The sequence below is a fragment of the Fannyhessea sp. C0108B2 genome (assembly GCF_056583915.1).
The window spans coordinates 24,567-46,192 of sequence record NZ_JBWPJQ010000006.1; the positions used below are offsets into that span (position 1 = coordinate 24,567).

The 21,626-nt window shown below is 42.8% G+C and carries 22 protein-coding genes; 1 reads left to right on the plus strand and 21 read right to left on the minus strand.

The features are described 5' to 3' along the window. Positions 1–71 precede the first annotated feature (71 nt). From AC1DBT_RS03990 to AC1DBT_RS04080, 19 genes are all read right to left on the minus strand, one after another. Positions 72–557, minus strand: a complete 486-nt coding sequence (locus tag AC1DBT_RS03990; RefSeq protein WP_480018685.1) for an N-acetyltransferase — start codon at positions 555–557, stop codon at positions 72–74. Between the two features lie 119 nt (positions 558–676). Continuing rightward, on the minus strand, positions 677–2,314 hold the full coding sequence (gene recN, locus AC1DBT_RS03995; protein WP_480018686.1) for a DNA repair protein RecN: 1,638 nt from the start codon (positions 2,312–2,314) through the stop codon (positions 677–679). Then, entirely contained in the window at positions 2,307–3,164 is an 858-nt protein-coding gene (locus tag AC1DBT_RS04000) for an NAD(+)/NADH kinase (RefSeq protein WP_480018687.1), read from the minus strand. The genes recN and AC1DBT_RS04000 overlap by 8 nt, the downstream gene beginning before the upstream one ends. A gap of 54 nt (positions 3,165–3,218) precedes the next feature. Continuing rightward, positions 3,219–4,073 carry a TlyA family RNA methyltransferase gene (locus AC1DBT_RS04005; RefSeq protein ID WP_480018688.1) on the minus strand — a complete coding sequence of 285 codons (855 nt, stop codon included), beginning with the start codon at positions 4,071–4,073 and terminating at the stop codon, positions 3,219–3,221. Positions 4,074–4,091: 18 nt separating this feature from the next. Then, positions 4,092–4,484, minus strand: a complete 393-nt coding sequence (locus tag AC1DBT_RS04010) for an exodeoxyribonuclease VII small subunit (protein WP_480018689.1) — start codon at positions 4,482–4,484, stop codon at positions 4,092–4,094. A 9-nt stretch (positions 4,485–4,493) separates the two neighbouring features. After that, positions 4,494–5,204, minus strand: coding sequence for a transcription antitermination factor NusB (gene nusB / locus AC1DBT_RS04015; RefSeq protein ID WP_480018690.1), 711 nt, complete (start codon positions 5,202–5,204; stop codon positions 4,494–4,496). 8 nt (positions 5,205–5,212) lie between these two features. Further along, the gene (locus AC1DBT_RS04020) at positions 5,213–5,575 is read right to left on the minus strand and encodes an Asp23/Gls24 family envelope stress response protein (RefSeq protein ID WP_006302624.1); all 363 of its coding nucleotides are present in this window, start codon (positions 5,573–5,575) and stop codon (positions 5,213–5,215) included. Positions 5,576–5,827: 252 nt separating this feature from the next. Beyond that, on the minus strand, positions 5,828–6,391 hold the full coding sequence (gene efp / locus AC1DBT_RS04025) for an elongation factor P (RefSeq protein ID WP_480018691.1): 564 nt from the start codon (positions 6,389–6,391) through the stop codon (positions 5,828–5,830). A gap of 264 nt (positions 6,392–6,655) precedes the next feature. Further along, positions 6,656–7,048, minus strand: coding sequence for a DUF956 family protein (locus AC1DBT_RS04030; protein WP_006302622.1), 393 nt, complete (start codon positions 7,046–7,048; stop codon positions 6,656–6,658). A gap of 90 nt (positions 7,049–7,138) precedes the next feature. After that, complete coding sequence (locus tag AC1DBT_RS04035) at positions 7,139–8,056, minus strand: PTS system mannose/fructose/sorbose family transporter subunit IID (RefSeq protein WP_480018692.1); 918 nt, start codon at positions 8,054–8,056, stop codon at positions 7,139–7,141. Between the two features lie 19 nt (positions 8,057–8,075). After that, positions 8,076–8,891, minus strand: a complete 816-nt coding sequence (locus tag AC1DBT_RS04040; protein WP_480018693.1) for a PTS mannose/fructose/sorbose transporter subunit IIC — start codon at positions 8,889–8,891, stop codon at positions 8,076–8,078. 11 nt (positions 8,892–8,902) lie between these two features. Beyond that, positions 8,903–9,877: a PTS sugar transporter subunit IIB gene (locus tag AC1DBT_RS04045; RefSeq protein ID WP_480018694.1), complete on the minus strand. Its 975-nt coding sequence runs from the start codon at positions 9,875–9,877 to the stop codon at positions 8,903–8,905. A 381-nt stretch (positions 9,878–10,258) separates the two neighbouring features. After that, positions 10,259–10,927: a fructose-6-phosphate aldolase gene (locus AC1DBT_RS04050; protein WP_061102889.1), complete on the minus strand. Its 669-nt coding sequence runs from the start codon at positions 10,925–10,927 to the stop codon at positions 10,259–10,261. Positions 10,928–10,942: 15 nt separating this feature from the next. Next, on the minus strand, positions 10,943–13,399 hold the full coding sequence (locus AC1DBT_RS04055; protein ID WP_480018695.1) for a glycyl radical protein: 2,457 nt from the start codon (positions 13,397–13,399) through the stop codon (positions 10,943–10,945). A 271-nt stretch (positions 13,400–13,670) separates the two neighbouring features. Continuing rightward, positions 13,671–14,978, minus strand: coding sequence for a PTS sugar transporter subunit IIC (locus AC1DBT_RS04060; protein WP_311431069.1), 1,308 nt, complete (start codon positions 14,976–14,978; stop codon positions 13,671–13,673). A 32-nt stretch (positions 14,979–15,010) separates the two neighbouring features. Further along, positions 15,011–15,319 (minus strand): PTS sugar transporter subunit IIB, encoded by a 309-nt coding sequence (locus tag AC1DBT_RS04065; protein ID WP_303871338.1) that lies wholly within the window; start codon positions 15,317–15,319, stop codon positions 15,011–15,013. Positions 15,320–15,360: 41 nt separating this feature from the next. Beyond that, on the minus strand, positions 15,361–15,687 hold the full coding sequence (locus tag AC1DBT_RS04070) for a PTS lactose/cellobiose transporter subunit IIA (RefSeq protein WP_006302593.1): 327 nt from the start codon (positions 15,685–15,687) through the stop codon (positions 15,361–15,363). 308 nt (positions 15,688–15,995) lie between these two features. After that, positions 15,996–16,976, minus strand: coding sequence for a sugar-binding transcriptional regulator (locus tag AC1DBT_RS04075; RefSeq protein WP_480018696.1), 981 nt, complete (start codon positions 16,974–16,976; stop codon positions 15,996–15,998). Between the two features lie 11 nt (positions 16,977–16,987). After that, positions 16,988–17,734 carry a DeoR/GlpR family DNA-binding transcription regulator gene (locus AC1DBT_RS04080; protein ID WP_480018697.1) on the minus strand — a complete coding sequence of 249 codons (747 nt, stop codon included), beginning with the start codon at positions 17,732–17,734 and terminating at the stop codon, positions 16,988–16,990. A gap of 128 nt (positions 17,735–17,862) precedes the next feature. Between AC1DBT_RS04080 and AC1DBT_RS04085 the strand changes: the two genes are divergently transcribed. Further along, on the plus strand, positions 17,863–18,636 hold the full coding sequence (locus AC1DBT_RS04085) for a glycyl-radical enzyme activating protein (RefSeq protein WP_480018698.1): 774 nt from the start codon (positions 17,863–17,865) through the stop codon (positions 18,634–18,636). A gap of 172 nt (positions 18,637–18,808) precedes the next feature. On the opposite strand, the gene AC1DBT_RS04090 is transcribed toward AC1DBT_RS04085, so the two are convergent. Both AC1DBT_RS04090 and AC1DBT_RS04095 read right to left on the minus strand, forming a co-directional pair. Then, complete coding sequence (locus AC1DBT_RS04090; RefSeq protein WP_480018699.1) at positions 18,809–19,942, minus strand: M24 family metallopeptidase; 1,134 nt, start codon at positions 19,940–19,942, stop codon at positions 18,809–18,811. A 409-nt stretch (positions 19,943–20,351) separates the two neighbouring features. Continuing rightward, complete coding sequence (locus AC1DBT_RS04095) at positions 20,352–21,626, minus strand: 3-dehydroquinate synthase (protein WP_480018700.1); 1,275 nt, start codon at positions 21,624–21,626, stop codon at positions 20,352–20,354.

Genomic DNA, 21,626 nt, shown 5'->3' on the forward strand with positions numbered 1-21,626 from the left:
TATAGATAGTTTACACCTTTTAACTATGTATGATTTAAAAAGTATAATCGTTCATAATACGTACATATGTTCTAGTTTATACAACGCTGATACGCCAGACGAGCAGAGCCATCGGCCACATACACAGTTCCACAATGTACAAAGCCATGTTTGGCAATTAAATGCTGCATAACAAGATTTTGGGCATGCGTATCAATGCGCAAGTTGTGATAACGCTGTTCACAATACGCAACAATTGCATCAAAAACACCATGCACGCGTCCATCACTTGCCACGCGATGAATGGTAAGATATGGATCACTGTTAAGCCATTGCCCGTCGATATGCGCATATACAGACTCGGGCTCCTTTTGAATAGAAAATGCGCCACAAATCATTCCGCCTTCTTTCACCACGTGAGCATGATCAAGCGCCATGTCAGATAAAATGAGATCACGTGTTGGATACCTATGCGCCCATTGCGAAGGGTTGCCGTGAGCAATCATAAAATCTTGAGCAGCAGCATACACGCGCATAATTTCATCGAGCATCATAGGAGTGGATTTTATAATTTCCATATCTTCACCTCTTATTCAAGTCATACGATGCATGGAAGAGTGCTCCATACAAAAAACAATACGGTGGGTTTACACACACCAAACACTTTAAAGCTTTAATCTTTGCCAGCCAGAACGGTTTAATCTTTGTCGCCAGAAGCGTCTTTAATCATTTGACGTGCGTGTTCACACGAAATATCAGACACATCACCAGAAAGCATGCGTGCAATTTCCAGGACACGTGCCTCGTCTTTTACCTCAGTTATGAGCGTTTGTGGGCAATCTGTTCCTTCTTTTGATACCACATAATGCTTATCGGCATACACCGCGAGCTGAGCTAAGTGAGTAACCACAATAATTTGATGAACACGCGAAAGCTTTTTAATAAGTCGCGCTAAAGATTGCGCGGTACTTCCTCCAACACCTGCGTCAACCTCGTCAAATACTAAGGTTGATGTATGTTCGCTCTCTTGCAAAACAACTTTACAAGCAAGCATAACACGAGAAATCTCTCCGCCCGAAGCAATTTTTTTAAGGGGGTGCGGCGTGAGGGATTTTCCGCTTTGATACAAAAATTCAACAGAAGTAGCACTTGTATCATTCCAGAATTTTTCGTCGAGCAATGCAACGCGTACCGTAATTTTTGATGAAGCCATAGCAAGTGTAGCAAGTATATCATTCATGCGTTGCGCAAGCTGAGGTGCACTTTTCTTTTGTGCGTTAAAAAGCTCTTGAGCTGCCAGGACAAGACGCTCATGAGCAGATTGCACCTCACGTTTAAGTTCGCGAATGTGCTCATCTCCCCTATCGTGGGCAGCAAGGAAGGCGCGTGCATCGTCAACTTTTTGAAAAACATCTTCCATACGCGGGCCATACGAGCGCATAATCTGCTGAAAATTGCGCAAACGCTGTTGCATATCATCAAGGACTTCGGGATTACACTCAACACCATCAAGATGATGACGAATTTCGCCTGCAATATCTTCCATCTCTGCCACGCAGGCAGCAAGCCTATCTGCAAGTGGCGCAAGCGTTTCGTCGTACGCACATGCGCTCGCAAGAGCGTCTTGAGCCGTTGAGGCACTGTCGCGCGCTTTGTCTTCATCGATAAGCTCGCTTCGAGCCGTGTAGAGTGCTTCCATAAGATCTTGAGCATGTTCTGCGCGTGCACAATCTTGTTGGAGCTGCTCATATTCACCATGCTGCGGATTAAGCTCGGCTACGCGCGCAAGCATAAATTGCAGCGCATCAAGTTTTTCTTGTATCTCGCTGGTTTGATTGGTGAGCTCGGCTAATTGGTTTGCAAGCATACTATATTGAGCATACGCCTCTTGATAGTGCTGTTGCGCAGGCAAAATGTTAGAACTTGCCCATTCGTTGAGGATTTGGGCTTGATAGCGAGGTTGTAAGAGCTTTTGATGCTCGTGTTGATTGCATATATCAATTGATGGCGCAACGCTCTTGGCTAATCCTGCAAGAGAAACCATATGGTCATTCAGGGTAATTCGACTTCTGCCCGATGTATCAAGCGTACGAACAATAACAATGTCATTATCGGTATTGTCGTCAAAAATCAAACGCGCTTCCACACGTAAATCGGTGCTTCCTTCGCGAATAGAAGCAAAATTTGCACGCTCTCCTGTTATAAGCTTAACTGCGGACAAAAGTGCCGTTTTACCTGCTCCTGTTTCTCCGGTAAGGACGGTAAGGCCACAAGCTGGGCGAAGACGTACATCTTTAATTAATGCAAGATTTTGAATATGGAGTTCGTCAATCATGGGATGCCTGTCCGTAAAAAACACGAGAAACTGATTGATAAAAGCTTGAAGGAGATGCTTCGAGCAATAAAATATCGCCTTGACCACGTGTTATTTTTGCAGAAAGTGGAGTCATCTGCGCCCCTAAGGGCTGGCCGTCTGCAAAAAAGAGACGCTCCACGTTGCGCTCGGTTGAAATGGAAATTTCTACAACATCAGAAGACGCGGTAAGAAATGCACGAGCTAGAATAGTATGGGGCGCAACGGGGACACACAGCATGCCTGTAAAGGTAGGCGTAACAATAGGACCTCCAGCGGCGAGTGCATAGCCAGTAGATCCAGTTGCAGTTGCCACCACAAAGCCATCTCCACGAAGCGTGTCAATATGATGACCTGATACGTCAACATTAAAAACAATCATGTCACCTTTACTACCATGACTCAGCGAAAAATCGTTAAGCGCAAAATTATGCAGCTCAATTTCTTGTCCACGCTCATCCAAAAATAGCGAGGTAATTTGCAGCGTTGCACGTCTCGAAACATGAAGCTCGCCTGCAAGCGCGCGCTGAACCATGGTTTGCAGCTTATCTGGACCTGCACTGGTTAAAAATCCTAAATGTCCATATGAAAGACCCAAAATAGGAATCTCACGATAACCTGTAATTTGTGCCGCGCGCAAAAGCGTGCCATCGCCGCCTAACGATATAACTAAATCGGTATCATCAACATTAAGAGGAATAACATTGGTTTTCTTCTTATCGGGCGCCCACACAACTTCAATTGATTGTTTTTCAAGAAATTCTGTAAGACGAGAAGCATCTAAAACGGCTTCTTGACGTGAATAATTAGGGACAATTGCCACCTTAACCATCGCGCGCCCTCCTCCCTGATAACGTTGGATTATACCGTATAGCCTGTTGTTATTTTACTCTAACCAAGCCGATAATGGATATAGCCGCGCAGAAACTTCTGCAGAATCAACAACAGATGAAATGTCTAAAGAAGAAGATGCGTCAAGTACTGATACATCAGAAGAAGGCGAAGGTTGACGCGCATCTTTACCAGCGGCAAGTAAAAATTCGCGATTACCTTTATGGCCATAAATAGGACTTGGACATAAAGCTAAAGGAATAAGACCCACCGATGTGCATGCATGTAAAGCACGCTCAATGGCTTTTATATGCAGGCGCTTAGAGCGAACAATACCACCTGATCCAACTTCTGCTTTATCAACCTCAAATTGTGGCTTAACAAGCGTAACAAAGAGCGAACGCGGCTTCATAAGCGCATTCACAGCAGCAATAATAGTCTGAATGGAAGTAAACGAAACATCACTTACTACCACATCAAAAAGATGATCAGGTGTTTGAAGCGAAGGAGCACATATATTGGTTTTTTCGATGAGTTCAACCTTGGGGTTATTGCGCAATTCCCAGCTAAATTGAGCATAGCCTACATCAACCGCAGTAACGCGAGCAGCGCCATTTTGTAACAGGCAGTCGGTAAATCCCCCCGTTGAAGCGCCTACATCCAAACATTTTTTGCCTCGAACATCTATGCCAAACGCTTCCAAAGCACGAACGAGCTTAAAACCACCTCGACTTACGAATGGAATATGACTTTTAACGTGGAGATATATGCCAGCTGGCACTTGTTTTCCTGGATGAGTAAGGCGTTCGTGTTCTGATGAAACTTCCCCTGCTAAAACAGCAGCATATGCTTCCTTTTGCGTTGCAAAAAAACCCTGCTGAACAAGCTCTGTGTCAAGACGTTGCTTCATACACTGCTCTTTTTGAAACTAGTGCTCAGACGTAGCAGCCGCTTGGTTGCCATCATGTTGAGAAGATTCATCCTCAGATGAGTGGGGCTGCGCCTTTGAAGACGTATCGGTTTCAGAAGCACTGTTTTCAGTATCGTTTTCAGCACTGTTTTCAGCACAATTTTCAGCATCGGTTGTAGAGGTATTTTTATGAGACAAAGCATCGGCATCCGTAGCTAAAAGCTCACTATCATCCAAATCCACCGCGTCAACCATATCTACCGCGCGCGAACCAAGCTTAATTGCCTCATCAAACAAATCAAGCGAGTTTTCCAAAGAAACTTCCTTGTCTTTAACCGATGTAATAATCTGTTCAAGACGTGCTTTTATATCGGTAAAGCTTGTGTAATCTTGTGATGAAAGCTGTGCCATATACATACCTTAGAGTTTTAAGACGTTATCTTTGTGCGATAAGAACTCATCAACAGCGCTGCGTACACATGCGCGAACATCAGAATCACTTGTTATATCATCGTCAGTAAGCTGTGTTTTATGAGATGCGCTTGTATCGTGCGCGCAAGCCACACCACTATCAGCATCTTCTGCTAAAGCATTTTCTGTGGTTGGCGTGGATACATGATTATCAGCAGTGTTCTGAGCAGCGCTTGAATCCCTATCAGAGGACATGGACACAGACTCATCAGATGTAGAAACATCTTCTAATACATCGCGCCCGTTTTCCATCATGCGTGCAACCTGTCCTAAAACACCATTGACAAAATGTGAGGATTCATCGGTACCATAAGCCTTTGCTAAATTAACCGACTCGTTAATAGTTACCGCAATATCCACGTCGTCTACTTTTATCATTTCATAGAGTGCAAGACGCAAAATGTTGCGATCAACACTAAGTAAACGATTAAGATTCCAGTTGGTAATTACACGAGAAATAAGCGCATCGAGCTTGTCACGCAACTCATCAGTGCCAAGAGCTAAGCGTTTCCCAAAGTCATCAAGGGGACCTTCGGACAATAAATAGCTTGTAGCAAGAACATCACAAACTTGCATGTTCCTTGATTCAGCCTGAAACATCAATTGAAGCGCTTGGCTGCGCGCAAGAGTTCTTCCTGCAAATTGTACCTTTTTTGGCACGTTATTCACTACTCCTTGGGAAATACTAAACTGTCAATATATACGTCGATAGCACCAATTTCGCAAGAAAGCTGTTCTTGCAAAGCTGTTGCAACAGATGAACGAATTTCTTGTGCAAGACCCACAAAAGGATATCCATAAAAAACGGCAACATGGACATCCACAAAAAGTTTATCGTCTTCGACACGAGCCTCAACAGCTTTATCCTCTGGCAAAGACTTGGTCGTAAACACCGAAATAAGGTTAGACGTAATATCGTTGCCGCCTACCTGCGCAACGCCTTCGATATGGCTTACTGCTTTTACCACTATTGCACGGAGAACATTTTGTGAAATACCCAAGCCAGATATAAAAAGCTCATGTGTACTCATAGGATATCCCTTCAATACGTTTTGATTGATATTTCTGATAGGTGCGCCAACGGATCTTTGTGCAATATCTGTTACACGCAATGATAGGTACTACCAACATAGCATGTACCAAGCACAAGCGCGGCTGCCTCTACAGAAATCAAACCACTACTATCAAGTATAGTAGAGAATAGCTCTAAACAAAAGCGCGACAAAAAATTCCGTGAAATGATACAACATTCCACGGAATTAAAAGTTTTAAACGTAAACAACCTATACGCGAGCTACAAATTTACCAACACGTGTGTCAACGCGAACTTTTTCGCCCTGATTAAGGTACATAGGAACAGCAATAACCGCGCCAGTTTCGATAGTTGCAGGCTTGGTTCCTCCTTGTACGGTATCACCTTTGAAGCCAGGGTCAGTTTCGGTAATTTCTACCTCAATGAACATAGGAGGATTAACACCTAAAAGCTCGGTATCAGCATACAAAAGCTGGCAGTTATCGTTTTCTTTTAACCATTTTTTATTTTCGCCAATGAAAGCAGCAGCAACAGGAATTTGTTCGTACGTTTCATTGTCCATAAAATAGAACGAATCGCCATCGTTATAAAGATATTGCATTTCACGCGTGATAAGCTGAACGCTTTCAAACTTAGAACCTGCATTACATGTTTGATCGATAACGCGACCGCTTTTAAGGTCTTTGATCTTATAGCGAACAAAAGCACCGCCCTTACCAGGCTTTACATGCTGAAACTCAACAATGGTGTAGTATTTGTTATTAATCTTAAGACCCATTCCGTTACGGAAGTCTGCAGTTGAAATTGCTGCCACGATGCACTCACTTTCTGTTAAAACTTGCACCAAGAAGCAAGTAGAATAGATTTTGTATAACTAAATTAGGTTACCATGTAATTCTACATTTTGCACGAGACTACCCTGAGAAAAACACATCGTATTCAAATCATGGACGCGCCTCATAGCTATACTCTGCAAAGACACATAAAACGGACGTTTATATAAAAAAGCGCACCATATAGTGCAGCATGTAGTGCATCATATGGTGTGCATAGCACGTACTTCCCTGCCCAAACACAATTATTTTTTGAACGGTGAAGTAAGCATCTTACAAATTCTTGTAATTCCTAGTTTAACTACATCCAAAAAAGAGAGCGAGCGATACATGCGATCTGGTGAAATGTAGGTACGTATAGCACGCAAGGTCTTTTTATTGTCCTTGGTAGAAAAAGAAAACTTTCCCGTCTTTTTAGTTTGGATCATAAAGCGAGGAATAATTTTGCCCTTAAACAGCACCGAAGCGGCTACCGAATCGATTTCTTCCCAAGGTATTTGAATAAAGTCAGCAGGATTTTTTTCATTATAAAACTCAAAGGCTTTATCACCAATCATAACGTGGCCGTAGGTGGTAAGTCCTAAAAACGATGCCGCCTTGATAGTAAGATCAACTTTTGTATTTTGAGAAGAAACCATTTTTCCTCTTTCATTTTGTAGTAAAAGCGCGCACACGTAGCATACTACATGCGCGCGCTATTTCAAACACTCAGTTATTGCTTATACGCATTACATAACGTGAGCTAAACGAGCCACAATACCAACCAAGAACAGTGCAAGGATGATAACAATAGGAGAAACTTTCTTCTTCAACAACCAGCAGCATAAAAGCGTAAGGCATACAGCTGCAAGACCAGGAATAAGCTGGTCGAGGTTTTGTTGAAGGGTTGTAACCTTAACTTGGTCAAGGCCGTTTACACCTAAAGCGTTGTATTGAGTAATAGCGCTCTTGATACCATCTGCAGTTGGCTCGATCTTGGACCAGTCGATGAATGCACCAGGAGCCTGGTTGATCTTAGAGACAACCGGGGTAAAGCTGATGGAAACCCAACGCTGAACCAAAGAACCAATGATGAACATACCAAGGATCGAAGCACCTTCGGTGATTTTGCTCAAAAGACCACCAGAAACGTCCTTAACAATTGAGGTACCAAGATTGTAACCAAACTCTTGCGTGTACCAAAGGAATGCCATACGGATAACGTTCCAAGCAATAAAGAAGAGCAAAGGTCCAACAATGCTTCCTGTTAATGCCAAAGAAGCACCTAAAGCACCCAAGATAGGACGAAGGGTAAACCAGAATACTGGGTCGCCAACACCGGCGAGAGGACCCATCATACCAACCTTTACACCTTGGATAGCTGCGTCGTCAACGGGGTTTCCGTTAGCACGCTCTTCCTCAAGTGCAAGAGTAACACCCATTACAGGAGCTGATACATAAGGGTGCGTGTTGTAGAATTCCATGTGACGCTTTAAAGCAGCAATCTGATCCTGTTTTGCAGGATAGAGCTTTTTAATGGCGGGGATGATGGAATAGCACCAACCGCCGTTTTGCATACGCTCGAAGTTCCATGAACCTTGAAGGAACTGATGGCGCCATGCAACAGCCATACGATCGGACTGAGAAAGTTTAATTTGATCTGCCATTATGTTTTCGCTCCTTTCGTTATTCATAGTCGTTAATAATGTCGCCTAAAGGATCTTGCGATCCACCATTACCAGAGCCGTGAGAAGCAACTTCTTTGAGGCCAAGGTAAATGATTGCAAGAGAAACACCAATTGCACCAAGTGCAATAAGAGTGAGGCCTTTAAGCGCGGCAATAACAAAACCAAGAATGAAGAAAGGCCAAACTTCTTTAGAAGCCATCATGTTGATAACCATAGCGTAACCAACGGCAGCTACCATTCCGCCGCCGACGCCCATACCACCTGCAAGCCATGCAGGCATTTGGTCGAGTACTGCCTTAACAGCTTCGGACGGAACAAAGCACAAAGCAGCTGCAGGAATAGCAATACGAAGACCTTGCATAGCAATTGCAATAACCTGCCATGCTTCCATAGCTGCAATGTTGCCCTTATCGGCGGCTGCGTCCATCGCGTGAACGATAGGAATAGCAATGGTACGAGCAATCATGGTAAGGAACAAACCAGCTACTGACAGAGGAATTGCCAAAGCAATAGAGGTATTGATAGCGGTTTGAGTATCTTGTGCACCACCGTTAAGTGCAAGAACCATGATGATAGCAGAAGCAACAGAAGCAAGAGCTGCGTCAGGAGCAACTGCAGCACCGATGTTTGCCCAACCAAGAGCGATCATCTGTAAAGAACCGCCCAAAATAATACCTTCGGTGGGGTGACCAGTTACGATACCAATTAAGGTGCAGGCAACAAGTGGTTGATGGAATTGGAACTCGTCCAAAATACCTTCCATACCTGCAAAAAAGGCAACGATCACCACCAAAATCAAACTAATGATAGGCATGAAATCCTCCTTTATGCCAACTCAGACTTTGCTTTTTGGAGCAAAGCATTAAAGTTTTCAGGTGCGTCAGCAGGAACTTTACGAACATCAAACTCAACACCCAAAGAAACGAGTTTCTCGAGGGCCTCGACGTCGTCTTTACCCATTGCAATTGCATTGTTAACAACAACTTTTCCTACTGAGTGAGCAATAGATCCCAAGTTAGCTTTTTTGATTTCAACGCCAGCCTCAACAGCTTGAAGCATGTCGGCAGGAGATTCAAAAAGAAGCATGGTACGTGTGGCACCAAAACGAGGATCTTTGGTGAGCTCTACCATTTTTGAAACAGGAATAACATGAGCGCGAACTCCAGAAGGAGCAGCTTCGATAATCATTTGTTTACGCAGGCTGTCTTTGCAAACCTTATCGGAAACAACAATGATACGATCGGGCTTAACTTCCTTTGTCCAAGAGGTAGCAACTTGACCATGAAGCAAGCGCGTATCGATACGAGCAAGGCCAATCTTAATATGACCGTCACCCAAAACGGTACCAGGCGCAATAGCTCCGTGGACTTGCTGCTTAACTGCTTTAGGTTTAGGCATAACGTCTTCGGGCTTAGCCTTAATACCTGCAGTTGCCTCGCTGATTGCCTCAGCAGCAACAGCTTTTGCGGTATCAGCGCCCATACGAGCGCCATATGCAGCAACAAGCATCGGAAGACTTAAGCCTGCAACTGCAGTCCACTCAGGATGCTCGTTTGAATCAAGTAACAGCGAAACCTGATTCCAAGGAGTACCACCTTGAAGATCGACCAGGAACAAAACTTCCTTTTGATCTTCGAAAGACGATACGGCAGCAAGCAACTGAGCTTTAAGGTCGTCAGGACCCATGTCGGGGTTTAAACAAACGGCCTTTACATTTTCTTGAGGTCCGAAAATCATTTGACCTGATTGCATAATGCCCTCGGCTAAACCGCCATGACTGGTTAACACAATACTAACCACTGCCTTACCTCACTTTCTTATGTCCCGTGAAAAAGCTCAATGAAAGCTCTCGCAAAAGACGTTTCACATGTGCACAAGACACATAACGTAAGCTAAACGAAAGATCCTATGAACTTCATCGTTTATACATAACAACTCTGACTATGATACGTCATAAACTATTCACAAACAACAATTTTATTTCTACCGCTGATATTCTACCGTTTACCGAATTTATTTTGATTATTTCTTTTTACCTATTGACATAGGTATTACCTGAAAAAAGGCTCTTTTACCCTGAAAGGAAACCAAACGAAATAAGCTAAAAAAGCATGCGCCGTAAACTCATGCGTTCACGGTACATGCTTTGCGTAAGCCAAAATTCTTCGTATGATCTTATACCTAAATGGTAGTGCGACCTTGCGTACTTTGCCAGTCTGCAGCAAAATCATCCACTGCTTTTTGAATAGAGGGATTTGCAAAACCTGCCGCATAGATATCCGCACCAGCGGTAACCGCCTGTGCGCCTGCGGCCAATGCATTGGTAACCTGCGATACATTCTTAAAACTGGCTGCCAAAATCTTGGTGTGCGCACCCGAATTGCTACATGCCAAGGCAAGCTGGCCTATAACTTCTATAGGATCGGTTCCTAAATTTTCCATGCGATTGTAGTACGGTGCTAAATAATCGGCCCCTGCTTCAATTGCCAAAAGACCTTGGAAAATTGTGTAAATTGCCGTTGCGGTAATACGAAAACCTTCTTTTTTGAGCTGTTTAATAGCCGTAAGACCGTTGGGCGACACAGGAACTTTTACATAAAAATTTCCACCGATATTTTCGCGAAGCGTACGAGCATCTTGTAAAATGCCTTCAACGCTGGTTGCAACAACTTGAGCATGTAAACTGGGTTCTTCACCTATAATGGAACGCACCTTTTTTACTTGAGCAAAGAAATCGATATTCCCCTCTTTTTTTACAATAGAGGGATTAGACGTTATTCCAGCTAAAGGCAAAACACGTGCCCAGTCTTCGATATCGTGTAAATTTAAAGTATCCAGCATAAATTCCATAAGTGCTTCTTTCTTTTAGAGCGCGTGTTCGGTACGCGCAATAATGTCGTCTTGCGTTGCTTTAGATAATACATTAAAGAAGGCCGAATATCCCGCAACGCGCACAATAAGATCACGATGTTTTTCGGGGTGCTTTTGTGCGTCAATTAGGGTCTCGCGCGAAACCACATTATATTGAATGTGATATCCGTGCAAACGGTTAAAGAACGTACGCAACAACGCGATGAGCTTTTGTTTATCCTCTTCTTTTGCAAGCGTCTGAGGGTTAACTTTTTGGTTGAGTAGCACGCCACCAACAATTTCATCGGTAGGCAACTTTGATACCGATTTAAGAACGCTGGTAGGACCATGCTTATCCATGTTGTGGGCAGGTGAGCATCCTTCGGCTAAAGGCGTACCTGCATGACGGCCATCAGGAGTTGCAAGAGTTCCACGACCTTGACCTACATTTGCCGAGATAGAAGATGTTCCCGAATAGCGAATACCACCAATGGGGCCACGACCATAGCGCGTATTGGGATATTTTGCAATTTCGTCGACATACACATCGTAACAATCGCGTACCAATTTGTCGGCATAGTCATCATCGTTACCGTATTTTGGCGCATCGTTGATGAGCATCTGACGAATTTCTTCGCCACGCTCGCCTGCGTAGTCGCTTTGAAGCGCACTCCATAATTCAGAGGTTGATATACGCTTTTCTTCAAATACAAGCTTCTTTACAGCAGCAAGAGAGTCTGAAAGGTTAGCAATACCTACTTGCAAACCAGAAATGTAGTCATATACCGCTCCACCCTCTTTAAGGTGCTTTCCACGACCAATGCAGTCATCGGTAAGCGCAGAGCACAAAATATCGGGAACTTCACGCTCAAGACTTAAGTCGATAGAATTTTCTACAATAACGCTCATACGCGTAAGATAACGAAGCGTTTTATCCCATGCAGTTTTAAGATCATCATAGGATTGCATGTCGACAAAGCGTCCATACGCTGGTGCAAAGCGTTTACCCGAAGACGGATCGATTCCATCGTTCATAGCAATAAGCAAAACTTTGGGGAAGTTCATGTAACTCATACCAGTACAACGATAACCCCATTTACCAGGAACAGCGGTCTCAACACATCCAATTGCCGAGTAATCGTATGCATCCTGCTCTTTTACACCCTTCTCAATGAAAGAAGGAATAATAATTTCGTCGTTATTAAATGCTGGCATACCAAAACCAAGCTTCATAACTTCGATTGCTTCGTTCATGAAGTCTGGATTAAGACCTGCGTGATAGCGAACAGTAAGGTTAGGTTGAGGAAGATGCGCTTGTGCAACCGACTTAAGTACCAGGTACGACAAGGGGTTAACCGCATCTTTTTTATCGCGCGTTTGGCCACCAATAGTAACATTTTGATACAAAGGAGACCCTGCCGAAGAAAACGTGTGAGCTTGGCTACGAACCTTATTGATAGTAAGCGTTTTAATCCACAGGTTGGTTAAGCGCTCAACGATAGAATCTTGGGTTTCGCGTCCTGATTCTAGATCGGCCTTGGCGTAAGGATACATGTATTGGTCAAAACGGCCATACGACAGAGAGTGACCATTGGACTCAATTTGCAAAATACACTGAATAAACCATACCGATTGCACTGCTTCAGCAAATGTACGCGCAGGATAATAAGGAACGCGCTCGCAAATATCGGCAATTTCAAGCAACTCACGACGACGCGTTTCGTTTGCGGTTTCTGCCATGCTGCGTGCAAGTTCCACAAAACGATGTGCATACGTTTTAACAGCATCAATGGTAATTAGAATGGAATCATAGAAGTGATATTTATCAATGCTTGAAGGCTCGGTAAGATCGAGCTTGGCTTTTGCCTCGCGCGTACGCTGCTCAAAGCCTTGCAAACCAAATTCCAGAACCTTTTGGTAATTGACTGCCAAGTGAGCATCACCGGAGTTCATTTTACCTTCCATGCCAAAAAATCCAGTTTCCATATATACCTGAACTTCTTTTGGCAACATAGCGCCAGCATGAGCGCGTAAGTTGTTGTTCTCCCAGAAAGGAGCAATTTTGCGCAATTGATCTTTAGTTTCTTCGGTAATATAAAAGACGTCACCATCGCGCTTTTCAAAGGTGTCAAGCTCGTTCATCACAAACTCAAGCGTATATTCAGGGAAAATAGGAGCGTCTTTATCGCCTGATGCCTGATTACCAACGATAAGCGTTTCGTCGTCGATGTATAACGACATATGTTCCAAAATATTTTTGAGCATGTATGCACGTTTGAGTACAACTGGTTCTGCCTGATACTTTTTATATGCCTGCGTTGCAAGAATTGCACGTTGCGCATCAATATAGGGTTTTTTATCAAGAACTCTATCACGATACTTATACATACGCTCTGTTAAGTACCCAAAATGCTGTTGAGAACCTTTCTGTACATCGTTGGAGTACTTCTGTGTTAAACGCGGAACTTCCATTTCTCCCCCTTACGTTCGTAAAGCGCATCTTTTCTTTCGTAACTATAATATCATTGTTTCAAACGAAATACAACAAGTTTTGTAGTAAATGGTTGTACATTTTTTATGAGGCAATTTTACCCGTGAAAACAAAGCATCTTCGCTGCCTACTCATACACATCTTTGCAGGTCTTTTGCTTAATTTTCTGAACATCCAACCATTAAAACCTATAAAAAATGAGTTTAGTGTATGTAATATACACTAAACTCATGTACACTGCTCAACACGTGCCTATTGAGCCTTTGCTGCTTGAGCTTCTGCATCGCAGGCAATTTTATCTTGAATCTTGAAGAATGGGAAATAAATAAGGGTCGAAAGTGCAAGGATTATAACCTGTACAAGTGCACCTTGCCATCCGGCAACCATAAATCCCGAGATAATAGCTGGCGTGCTCCATGGAAGCGTAACGCCTGAGAATGGCTGCATAAATCCAATTGCAATAGAAGCATACACCACAACTGCCGCTACGATAGGAACAAGTACAAATGGTAAGAACATAAGTGGATTCATAACAACAGGAAATCCAAATACAACAGGCTCATTTACATTAAAAAGTGCAGGGAATGCAGCAACTTTACCCAGTGCCTTATATTGCTTAGACTTTGCGGCAAAAAGCATAGCTACAACTACACCAAAGGTAATACCCGAACCCGAAATAAGTAAAAAGCTGTCGAGGAACTGCTGTGTTACAATATGAGCTCCGTTTTCTAACGAAAGATTGCCTGCAGCAAGCAACGCTTTGTTTGCGTCAAGATTTGAAAGCAGCAGCGCAGTTACAATACCGTTGACCACCGATTGTCCATGAACGCCAAACCACCACAAGAACGAAATGAAAAATGCAATGCCTATAGCACCCCATAATGTTCCGGTAAGGCCTTGTAAAGGAATTTGAATAACACGATAGATAAGCTCGATAAATGTTCCGCCACCAGTAAGAATTTGTGCCAAAATGTATACACACATCGAAAGCAAAAAGATAACGAATGCAGGAATCATTGCTTCAAATTGCTTTGCAATTGCTTGAGGAACCTGCTCGGGCATTTTAATAACGATATGTCTTTTAATAAAGAAACTATATATAGCTCCAACGGTAAGTCCAATAATAATTGCACCGATAATACCTTGTCCGCCAAACCATACTTTTGCGATTGCATCAGGAATAGCTTCCCCTTTTGCTGGAACATAGGAAGATTTCAGCAAAATAAAGAAAGACGATACCGAAAGAACACCAGCTGGCAGAGGATCTACTCCGCTGTGTTTTGCATAAGAAAAACCAATAGCAAAACACGATATAAGTCCCATAATTGCAAATGTACCAGAATATACCTGCATAAATGGTTCGGTCCATGTTTTACCAAACACCGATGCAATTGCCTGATTGAGAGCCTCAAACGGCAACTGGCCAATAATAAGAAAAATACTACCCACAACGGTAAGAGGCAAAATTGCAAGCATACCGTCTTTAAGTGCAATAATACCTTGCATGTTAACAAACTTCATGATCGGCGTAATAATTTTTTGAGGATCAAACTTTGCCATTTTCAGTCCTTTCATTAAGGTGCTTATAAAAATTAGCTGCTGTGTAAACTAAGTGCTAGATCCAAAACTTTTTCACCATCGAGCATGCCGTAATCGGCCATAGGAATCACTGCAATAGGAACGTTATGCTCTTTGCAGATTGCTTCAGATTTATCCAAGGTGTATGCAACCTGTGGTCCAAGCAAAACCACATCTAAACCCTCTACATGGTTTTCTAGACTTACCTGGCCATACGCATCAATTTCAGCCTCAATATTTCTTTTTTCTGCAGCGGCTTTCATATTCTTAACCAACATTCCCGTTGAAAATCCTGCCGCGCAAAAAAGTCCAATCTTTACCATGATCGACTCCTTACCTGCTTAAACTTTGTACTTTTGAATATTTAACCTTTTAGAACGTTTAACTCTTTGTGAACTTCAATAAGCTCTTTAATAAGGTTTATTTCTGTAAGGGTTGTCATCAAATGATCCTGAGAGTGCACAAATAAAGCCGTGATTTGCATTTGATTCCCTTGCGCTTCCTGCGTCAAAAACTTAGTTTGTAAGTTGTGCGCTTCCAAAAGAGCGGTATCAGCTTGCTTCATTTCGATATCAGCATCATCGTATTTGCCAGCCTTTGCCAAATGCAACGCCTGATAGCTATGCTGTTTAGCATCTCCTGCATTAATGATGAGACCCATGATAATTTGCTCTGGTTCGAGTAATTCCATACATGCTCCTTTCCTTTTGTATTGTGTTTACCAACTACCACGCATATAAAAATTATCAAGGTACTTTTGTTCGAAAGTATTTTTGTTTCTCTCACTATCACGATTATATGGCCTCATGAATTTCTTTTCAATACATTATTGCTTGTTTTATGGTAGTTGCACTTTTGTGCATTTTGTTCATCATTCTGAAACAAAAATATGGTATGGAGCACATTCATGCGCCATACCACAACACGTTAAACGTATGTATCTTCTTTTGAGGTGATTCTTATATGGTTATAAACGAACTCATGCGTTTATACGTATTTTTAACATAACAAGTCTGCAACGTTTTCGTCATTATCGAGCTCTAGGACTTTAAGAATGGTTGTTTTATCGGTTACCAGATGATTGATATATTTTTTTCTTAAAATGGCCAGAATAGCTGGCGCTTTATTTTCACCACAGGCAACAGCCACTGTTTTTGGAATTCGAGCAAACTCATCAAGGCGCACACCTATAGTACGATCCTGCAGATTTTGACATACAGCTTCACCGTCTGCATTAAAGAATCTGCAGCATACCTCCCCTATTGCATGAGCTTTACCCAAAGCTGCAAAGTCATCTTGCGTGAGCAAATCGCGCCATTGACTATCGTGTATCTGATTGGGTTCATCGCCTACACCTACAATTGCAACGTTAAGACGATTCCAAACATTTGAGATGGTTCTAAAGTACTTTGACTTGCATATTCCCTGAACAATATCTGCATTTTCCTGCAAAACCATTGCATTAATAAACGTCCCTCGTCCATGAAATGCGCGGGCAATCCGATACACCAAGGTATTTACATGATAGGAAAGATTTACGTGACTAGGTCCTCCTGTAAGCGGACAAAACTCTACGTTTTCCAACGTTTTTGTACCAATGTTATCAACAAGTTTACTAAGCGTTGACCCCCAAGAAATGCCCACCACATCTTTGTCTTTAATAACATTTTTTACTAATTCAGCTGCTGCGCGCGCAACATTCTCCATGCGTGTCTGCCTGGATTCTCCAACTTGATCGGCAATGATTTCGATCTTTTTTAAATGATATTTCGTACGCACATATTCTTCTAATGCAAAGAGAGCAGGATCAAAATCCTTTATATCTATATGCACAATCCCTTCGGTTCGCGCGCGATTAATTAAGCGACTTACCGTTGTACGATAAATATCCAGCTCAGTAGAAATTTCTGCTTGATTTTTACCTTCAATGTAATAAAGGTATGCAATTTTTGCAAGAAGTCGACGCTTTTCGTTGTTCATGTATGCCTCGATTAATCAATACACGTAACGGAAATACCATGAGAGGATAAAAGTTTTTGCTGTTCAACCGTTAAATTTGAATCGGTAATAACCTGTGAAACTTGATTAAACGAAAACTGGTGCACTAAACTTCGCTTGCTAAATTTACTTGAATCTGTAAGTACTACCAGGTGATCAGCCGAATCACACATGTATTGGACAACCTCGCAACGCATCATATCAACGCCCATAAAGCCCAAGGCTTCGTCAAAGCCGTCTGTACCTGCAAAAAGCGTTTTGACATGAAAAAGCTTAATCATTTCTTTAAGCAAAGGCCCAACCGTTACCTCGGAATTTTGCTGGTAGATACCCCCAAGCAAAATAACCTGACAAGACGAATACTTGCGTGTGAAGTTTGCAATAAAACATGAATTAGTAATAATGCGCACGTTGTGACGATGCCGACAAATAGCCTCCGCCAGCAGTGCACAGGTAGAGCCCGATTCGATCATAATTGTTTCGTTGTCTTCTACAAGCTTTACCGCTTCGGCAGCAATACGTTTTTTAATGTTGTAATTATAAGAAAGCCTAATATTTAAGTCATCACCGCTATTGAGCACAGCAAAACCGTGTTCACGATGAAGCAAGCCTTTATGCTCTAACTTGTTAAGGTCTTTTCTAATGGTAACTTTTGAAACGTTTAGTTTTTCGGATAACGTATTTACATCTATCTTTTTTTCTTGCGAAACCAGGCTAATTATTTGGTCTAATCTATCCATGTTTATCACCTCGTAAGTTATTTTATCAGATTAAAAGGAAAACAAAAGGAAATAGAATAATTGCACTCGTAATTGATTTTGTTTCGTTTTATGCTAGAGTGGTATTACGTAGGAAGGCGGTGCGCATAATGCAAGAAAAAGGCTATATTTTTAATATACAACATTTTTCAATTCATGACGGGCCTGGCATTCGCACGACCGTTTTTCTCAAAGGCTGCCCCCTGCGCTGTCCGTGGTGTTCAAATCCAGAATCGCAAAGATTTAAGCCAGAACCCATGCTTGATCCCGAAACTAAAAAGCCTTCGTGCGTTGGTGAAGAAAAAAGCGTGGACGAAATTATAGAAGACGTTGTAAAAGACATAGATTTTTACGAAGAATCAGGCGGTGGCCTTACGCTTTCGGGTGGAGAACCGCTTGCGCAATTTGATTTTGCGCGTGCAATTTTAAAGCGTGCAAAGCAAGAACACATTCATACGGCGCTTGAAACAACAGCTTATGTTGATCATCAAAAGTTCGTTGAGATCTTAAACTATGTAGACTTCATTTACACCGATCTTAAACATTATGATCCTCAGAAACATCGCAGCATAACTGCTGTGGACAATGAGCTTATCATAAAAAATATTAGCTATGCTTTTACGCATAATATTCATATTGTGTTGCGTATTCCCGTGATTCCCGATTTTAATAATTCATTGGAAGACGCGGCGCAATTTGGGCAACTCTTTAAGAAAATGCACGTTAATAAAGTGCAGTTGCTTCCTTTTCATCAGTTTGGTGAAAACAAATATAAGCTGCTCAAACGCGTATATCAAATGGGTAAGTACAAGCCGCTTCATCCTGAAGACTTATACGATTATCGCGATGTTTTATGTAAGCAAGGTATTGATTGCTATTTATAGCAGATGGCTGACTGCGCGAAAACTCTAGTTAAAACGTTAAAAACGTGGCGCATACCTTACGATATACGCCACGTTTGTGTAAGTGTTTATGTAACACCATGTTTGAGTAAACGCTTGTGTAAATGCTTGAGTAAGCGTTTGAACAAGCAAAAGCACTTATAAGCGCATAAGTTTATAAGCACATAAGCTCGTGCGTTGAGCCTGTAAAGAGCTCAAAACCGTGAGCTGTTACCAAACCAAAGTCCTCAATACGAACTCCAAACTTACCTGGAAGGTAAATACCTGGCTCAACCGTTACCACCGAGTTTTCAGGAAGCGGCTTGGTGTATTGTGGACGCAAATAGGGACGCTCGTGAATTTCCAAACCTACACCGTGACCAAGACCGTGCTTAAAGTAGTCACCGTAACCTTGTTCGGCAATAATCGCAAGCGCACGATTGTGCATATCGCTACCCAAATCACCAGGCATAATGCTGTCCTCAACCGTCTTTTGTGCACGACGAACCGTATCGTAGACAAGCTGCTGCTCTTCGCTTGGCGCGCCCATGCAAACCGTACGCGTCATATCGGTGTGGTAATCATGCCATGCGGCACCAAAGTCCATAACTACCATATCGCCTTGTTGAAGCTTGCGTTCGCTTGGTTGACCATGAGGATTTGCACCGTTGGGTCCTGATATGGTGATGGTATCAAACGCAAGCGCATCCGCGCCGTGGCTTAACATGTAATTATCAAGCTCAACTCTAAGCTCAAGCTCGCTCATGCCAACCTTCATAAAATTGAGCATGTGCGTAAAACCAGCATCGGTAATGCTTTGAGCGTGTTTCATAGCGTCAACTTCGGCCTGATCTTTTACCATACGCAGATCGGCAATATCACCATGCATACGAGGTATATCAACAGAAATTGAATGTGCGTGAGCAAAGCTTACAAAGCTATCAAAAAACGCAATGTCACAGGTATCTTCAAGCGCAACAATGTGCGAGCGCGTTTGATAGGCGTGTTGAGCAGCCCAATCAGCAGGGTTAATATCGTCCATATCAATAACCCAAGAAGTATTGGGACCAAGTTTAGTAATGAACGTATTGTAGTATCTTGAATCGGTGTGAAGCCAAAGCCCGTTTTGCGTGATAAAAGCTGTGTGAGCTATTTCAAAATCAAACGTGCGTTCGGTACCCAAAAGCCAACGTAGGTCGGGGTTATTCCTAAGAATAACACCATCGTAGCCGCGCTCGTCCATAAGCGCGCGAAAACGCGCAACGCGCGTGCTACACACATCGTCAACTGTTGCATCCATAGTATCCATGTAAACCTCCGCTTGTATGGTAATGTAGGCAATTATGTTATGGTTTTAGGCTATCACATATTTGCAACTGTACACAAATTCTTTGAGGTTAATGTGTTAGGCGGCTGCTTAAAAGCCCGTATCACGCATTACTATATGAGCATTACACGTAAAGTTGGTTATTGAATAGAACGAAAGATTGGTAACCATCGACAAAATACAGCAACAAAAGTACAACGGATGTACAAGTTGAAACGAATGTTTTGCAGGCGATGCATGCGTGCGGCATTCATTCTTTATCATCAGCTAGATTACATGTTGAATTAAATACAATAATTGCTTATGTATTACGTTAATACAAACAACCACATTCCAAATTTATAAAAAATCTCGGTTACATGCCAAACACTGACGATGAGGCCTAACAGCTTTACTCTTTATGAGCCATGCACCATGCGTCAATGTGCTCGTGTAAAAGCTCATCGGTTACCGAAGTCATACGCACGCGGCCCAACGCTTGTGGCAAAGGTAGTTGTGCTTTATGCGAACGTAAAAATAATTCGTCTTTGAGCGCACAAAATAGTTGTTGAGGATCAATATCTTCGCACACCGATCCGCACTCAAAACGATCTAAAAGCTCGTCCTGCGCAAGTACATCGTCGATTTCTAAATGCTCCAGCGCACATGCAAGACGCGCACAAAAACGCAGCGACTCGGCAAAACACGCCGTATACGTGGCATGACTTACCTTTTGCAATGCGCGCGCAAAACTTACCCCATAACTTGCTGCATTACGCACCGCAAGTGCAGATGAAGAAATAATACGTCCGCGAATTTTAAGCGTTTCAAGCAACTGCGCAGAAAACGTTTCAAAGTTTGTATCCATAAGGTCATACGAAGCATCCCACAGCTTAGAAAATGCCTGCGATGATTCGGCCATACACGTTGCGATCATCATCAAACGCGCGTATTGAGCGTCTTGGTCATGCAAATCAAAATGAATGAGTGAAGTATCACACACAACCTGATCATAGTGAGCCGACAGCGAAAGCATTGCAGGAACCTTGTTAAGGGTAAGCATCTGGGGTAAGGTAGCAGCATCAATAAGGGCGTGGAACGAAAGCGGTACCGCACATACAGGCGTTCCCTGACACCACACGCGCGCGGCTGCTCCCACGAGCGCAATAAGCGTTACATCTCCCACAACGCAGATATAATCATCAGAAGTTAAGCCCATATCTAAAAACGACGTGCAAAGCGTTTCAACCAACGACAAAGAAGGCTCATCTGCGTCTTGAAGGTGCACACACGTAACTCTAAAGCCTTGCGAGGTAAGGTTGCGTTGTATCTCTTCAAACACTTCATCAGAGACGCAAGAATCACGAACAAGCGCAAGTTTATATGGCACACCAACTGCAGTACGTAAAATTGCGCCAAGTTGACCTATTGCATGCTGACCATAACGTACATCACAAGAACCATCTTTAAGAGCAATCCATTGACGAATAAGCGGCTGGGGTTGCTCGCTGGCGGCGTTGGGCGTTGAAGTTTGCTCTTGTGTTTGGGTTGCTGTTTGGGACGCTGCTTCCTGTGCCGTTTCTTGTGCTGTTTGGGGTGCTGTTTGGGGTGCTGTTTCTAGTGCCGTTTCTAGTGCCGTTTCTTGTGCTGCTTGAGGCGTTGTTTCTGATGTTGTTTGTGTTGCCAT

Coding starts and splice junctions, on each gene's coding strand:
- AC1DBT_RS04005 (WP_480018688.1), bottom strand. CDS start 4,073: ATGAAGCAACGTCTTGACACAGAGCTTGTTCAGCAGGGTTTTTTTGCA.
- AC1DBT_RS04040 (WP_480018693.1), bottom strand. CDS start 8,891: ATGCCTATCATTAGTTTGATTTTGGTGGTGATCGTTGCCTTTTTTGCA.
- AC1DBT_RS04035 (WP_480018692.1), bottom strand. CDS start 8,056: ATGGCAGATCAAATTAAACTTTCTCAGTCCGATCGTATGGCTGTTGCA.
- AC1DBT_RS04060 (WP_311431069.1), bottom strand. CDS start 14,978: ATGGCAAAGTTTGATCCTCAAAAAATTATTACGCCGATCATGAAGTTT.
- AC1DBT_RS03990 (WP_480018685.1), bottom strand. CDS start 557: ATGGAAATTATAAAATCCACTCCTATGATGCTCGATGAAATTATGCGC.
- AC1DBT_RS04050 (WP_061102889.1), bottom strand. CDS start 10,927: ATGGAATTTATGCTGGATACTTTAAATTTACACGATATCGAAGACTGG.
- AC1DBT_RS04085 (WP_480018698.1), top strand. CDS start 17,863: ATGCAAGAAAAAGGCTATATTTTTAATATACAACATTTTTCAATTCAT.
- AC1DBT_RS04080 (WP_480018697.1), bottom strand. CDS start 17,734: ATGGATAGATTAGACCAAATAATTAGCCTGGTTTCGCAAGAAAAAAAG.
- AC1DBT_RS04095 (WP_480018700.1), bottom strand. CDS start 21,626: ATGGCAACACAAACAACATCAGAAACAACGCCTCAAGCAGCACAAGAA.
- AC1DBT_RS04070 (WP_006302593.1), bottom strand. CDS start 15,687: ATGGAATTACTCGAACCAGAGCAAATTATCATGGGTCTCATCATTAAT.
- AC1DBT_RS04000 (WP_480018687.1), bottom strand. CDS start 3,164: ATGGTTAAGGTGGCAATTGTCCCTAATTATTCACGTCAAGAAGCCGTT.
- AC1DBT_RS04020 (WP_006302624.1), bottom strand. CDS start 5,575: ATGAGTACACATGAGCTTTTTATATCTGGCTTGGGTATTTCACAAAAT.
- AC1DBT_RS04055 (WP_480018695.1), bottom strand. CDS start 13,399: ATGGAAGTTCCGCGTTTAACACAGAAGTACTCCAACGATGTACAGAAA.
- AC1DBT_RS04090 (WP_480018699.1), bottom strand. CDS start 19,942: ATGGATACTATGGATGCAACAGTTGACGATGTGTGTAGCACGCGCGTT.
- recN (WP_480018686.1), bottom strand. CDS start 2,314: ATGATTGACGAACTCCATATTCAAAATCTTGCATTAATTAAAGATGTA.
- AC1DBT_RS04065 (WP_303871338.1), bottom strand. CDS start 15,319: ATGGTAAAGATTGGACTTTTTTGCGCGGCAGGATTTTCAACGGGAATG.
- AC1DBT_RS04030 (WP_006302622.1), bottom strand. CDS start 7,048: ATGGTTTCTTCTCAAAATACAAAAGTTGATCTTACTATCAAGGCGGCA.
- AC1DBT_RS04010 (WP_480018689.1), bottom strand. CDS start 4,484: ATGGCACAGCTTTCATCACAAGATTACACAAGCTTTACCGATATAAAA.
- AC1DBT_RS04075 (WP_480018696.1), bottom strand. CDS start 16,976: ATGAACAACGAAAAGCGTCGACTTCTTGCAAAAATTGCATACCTTTAT.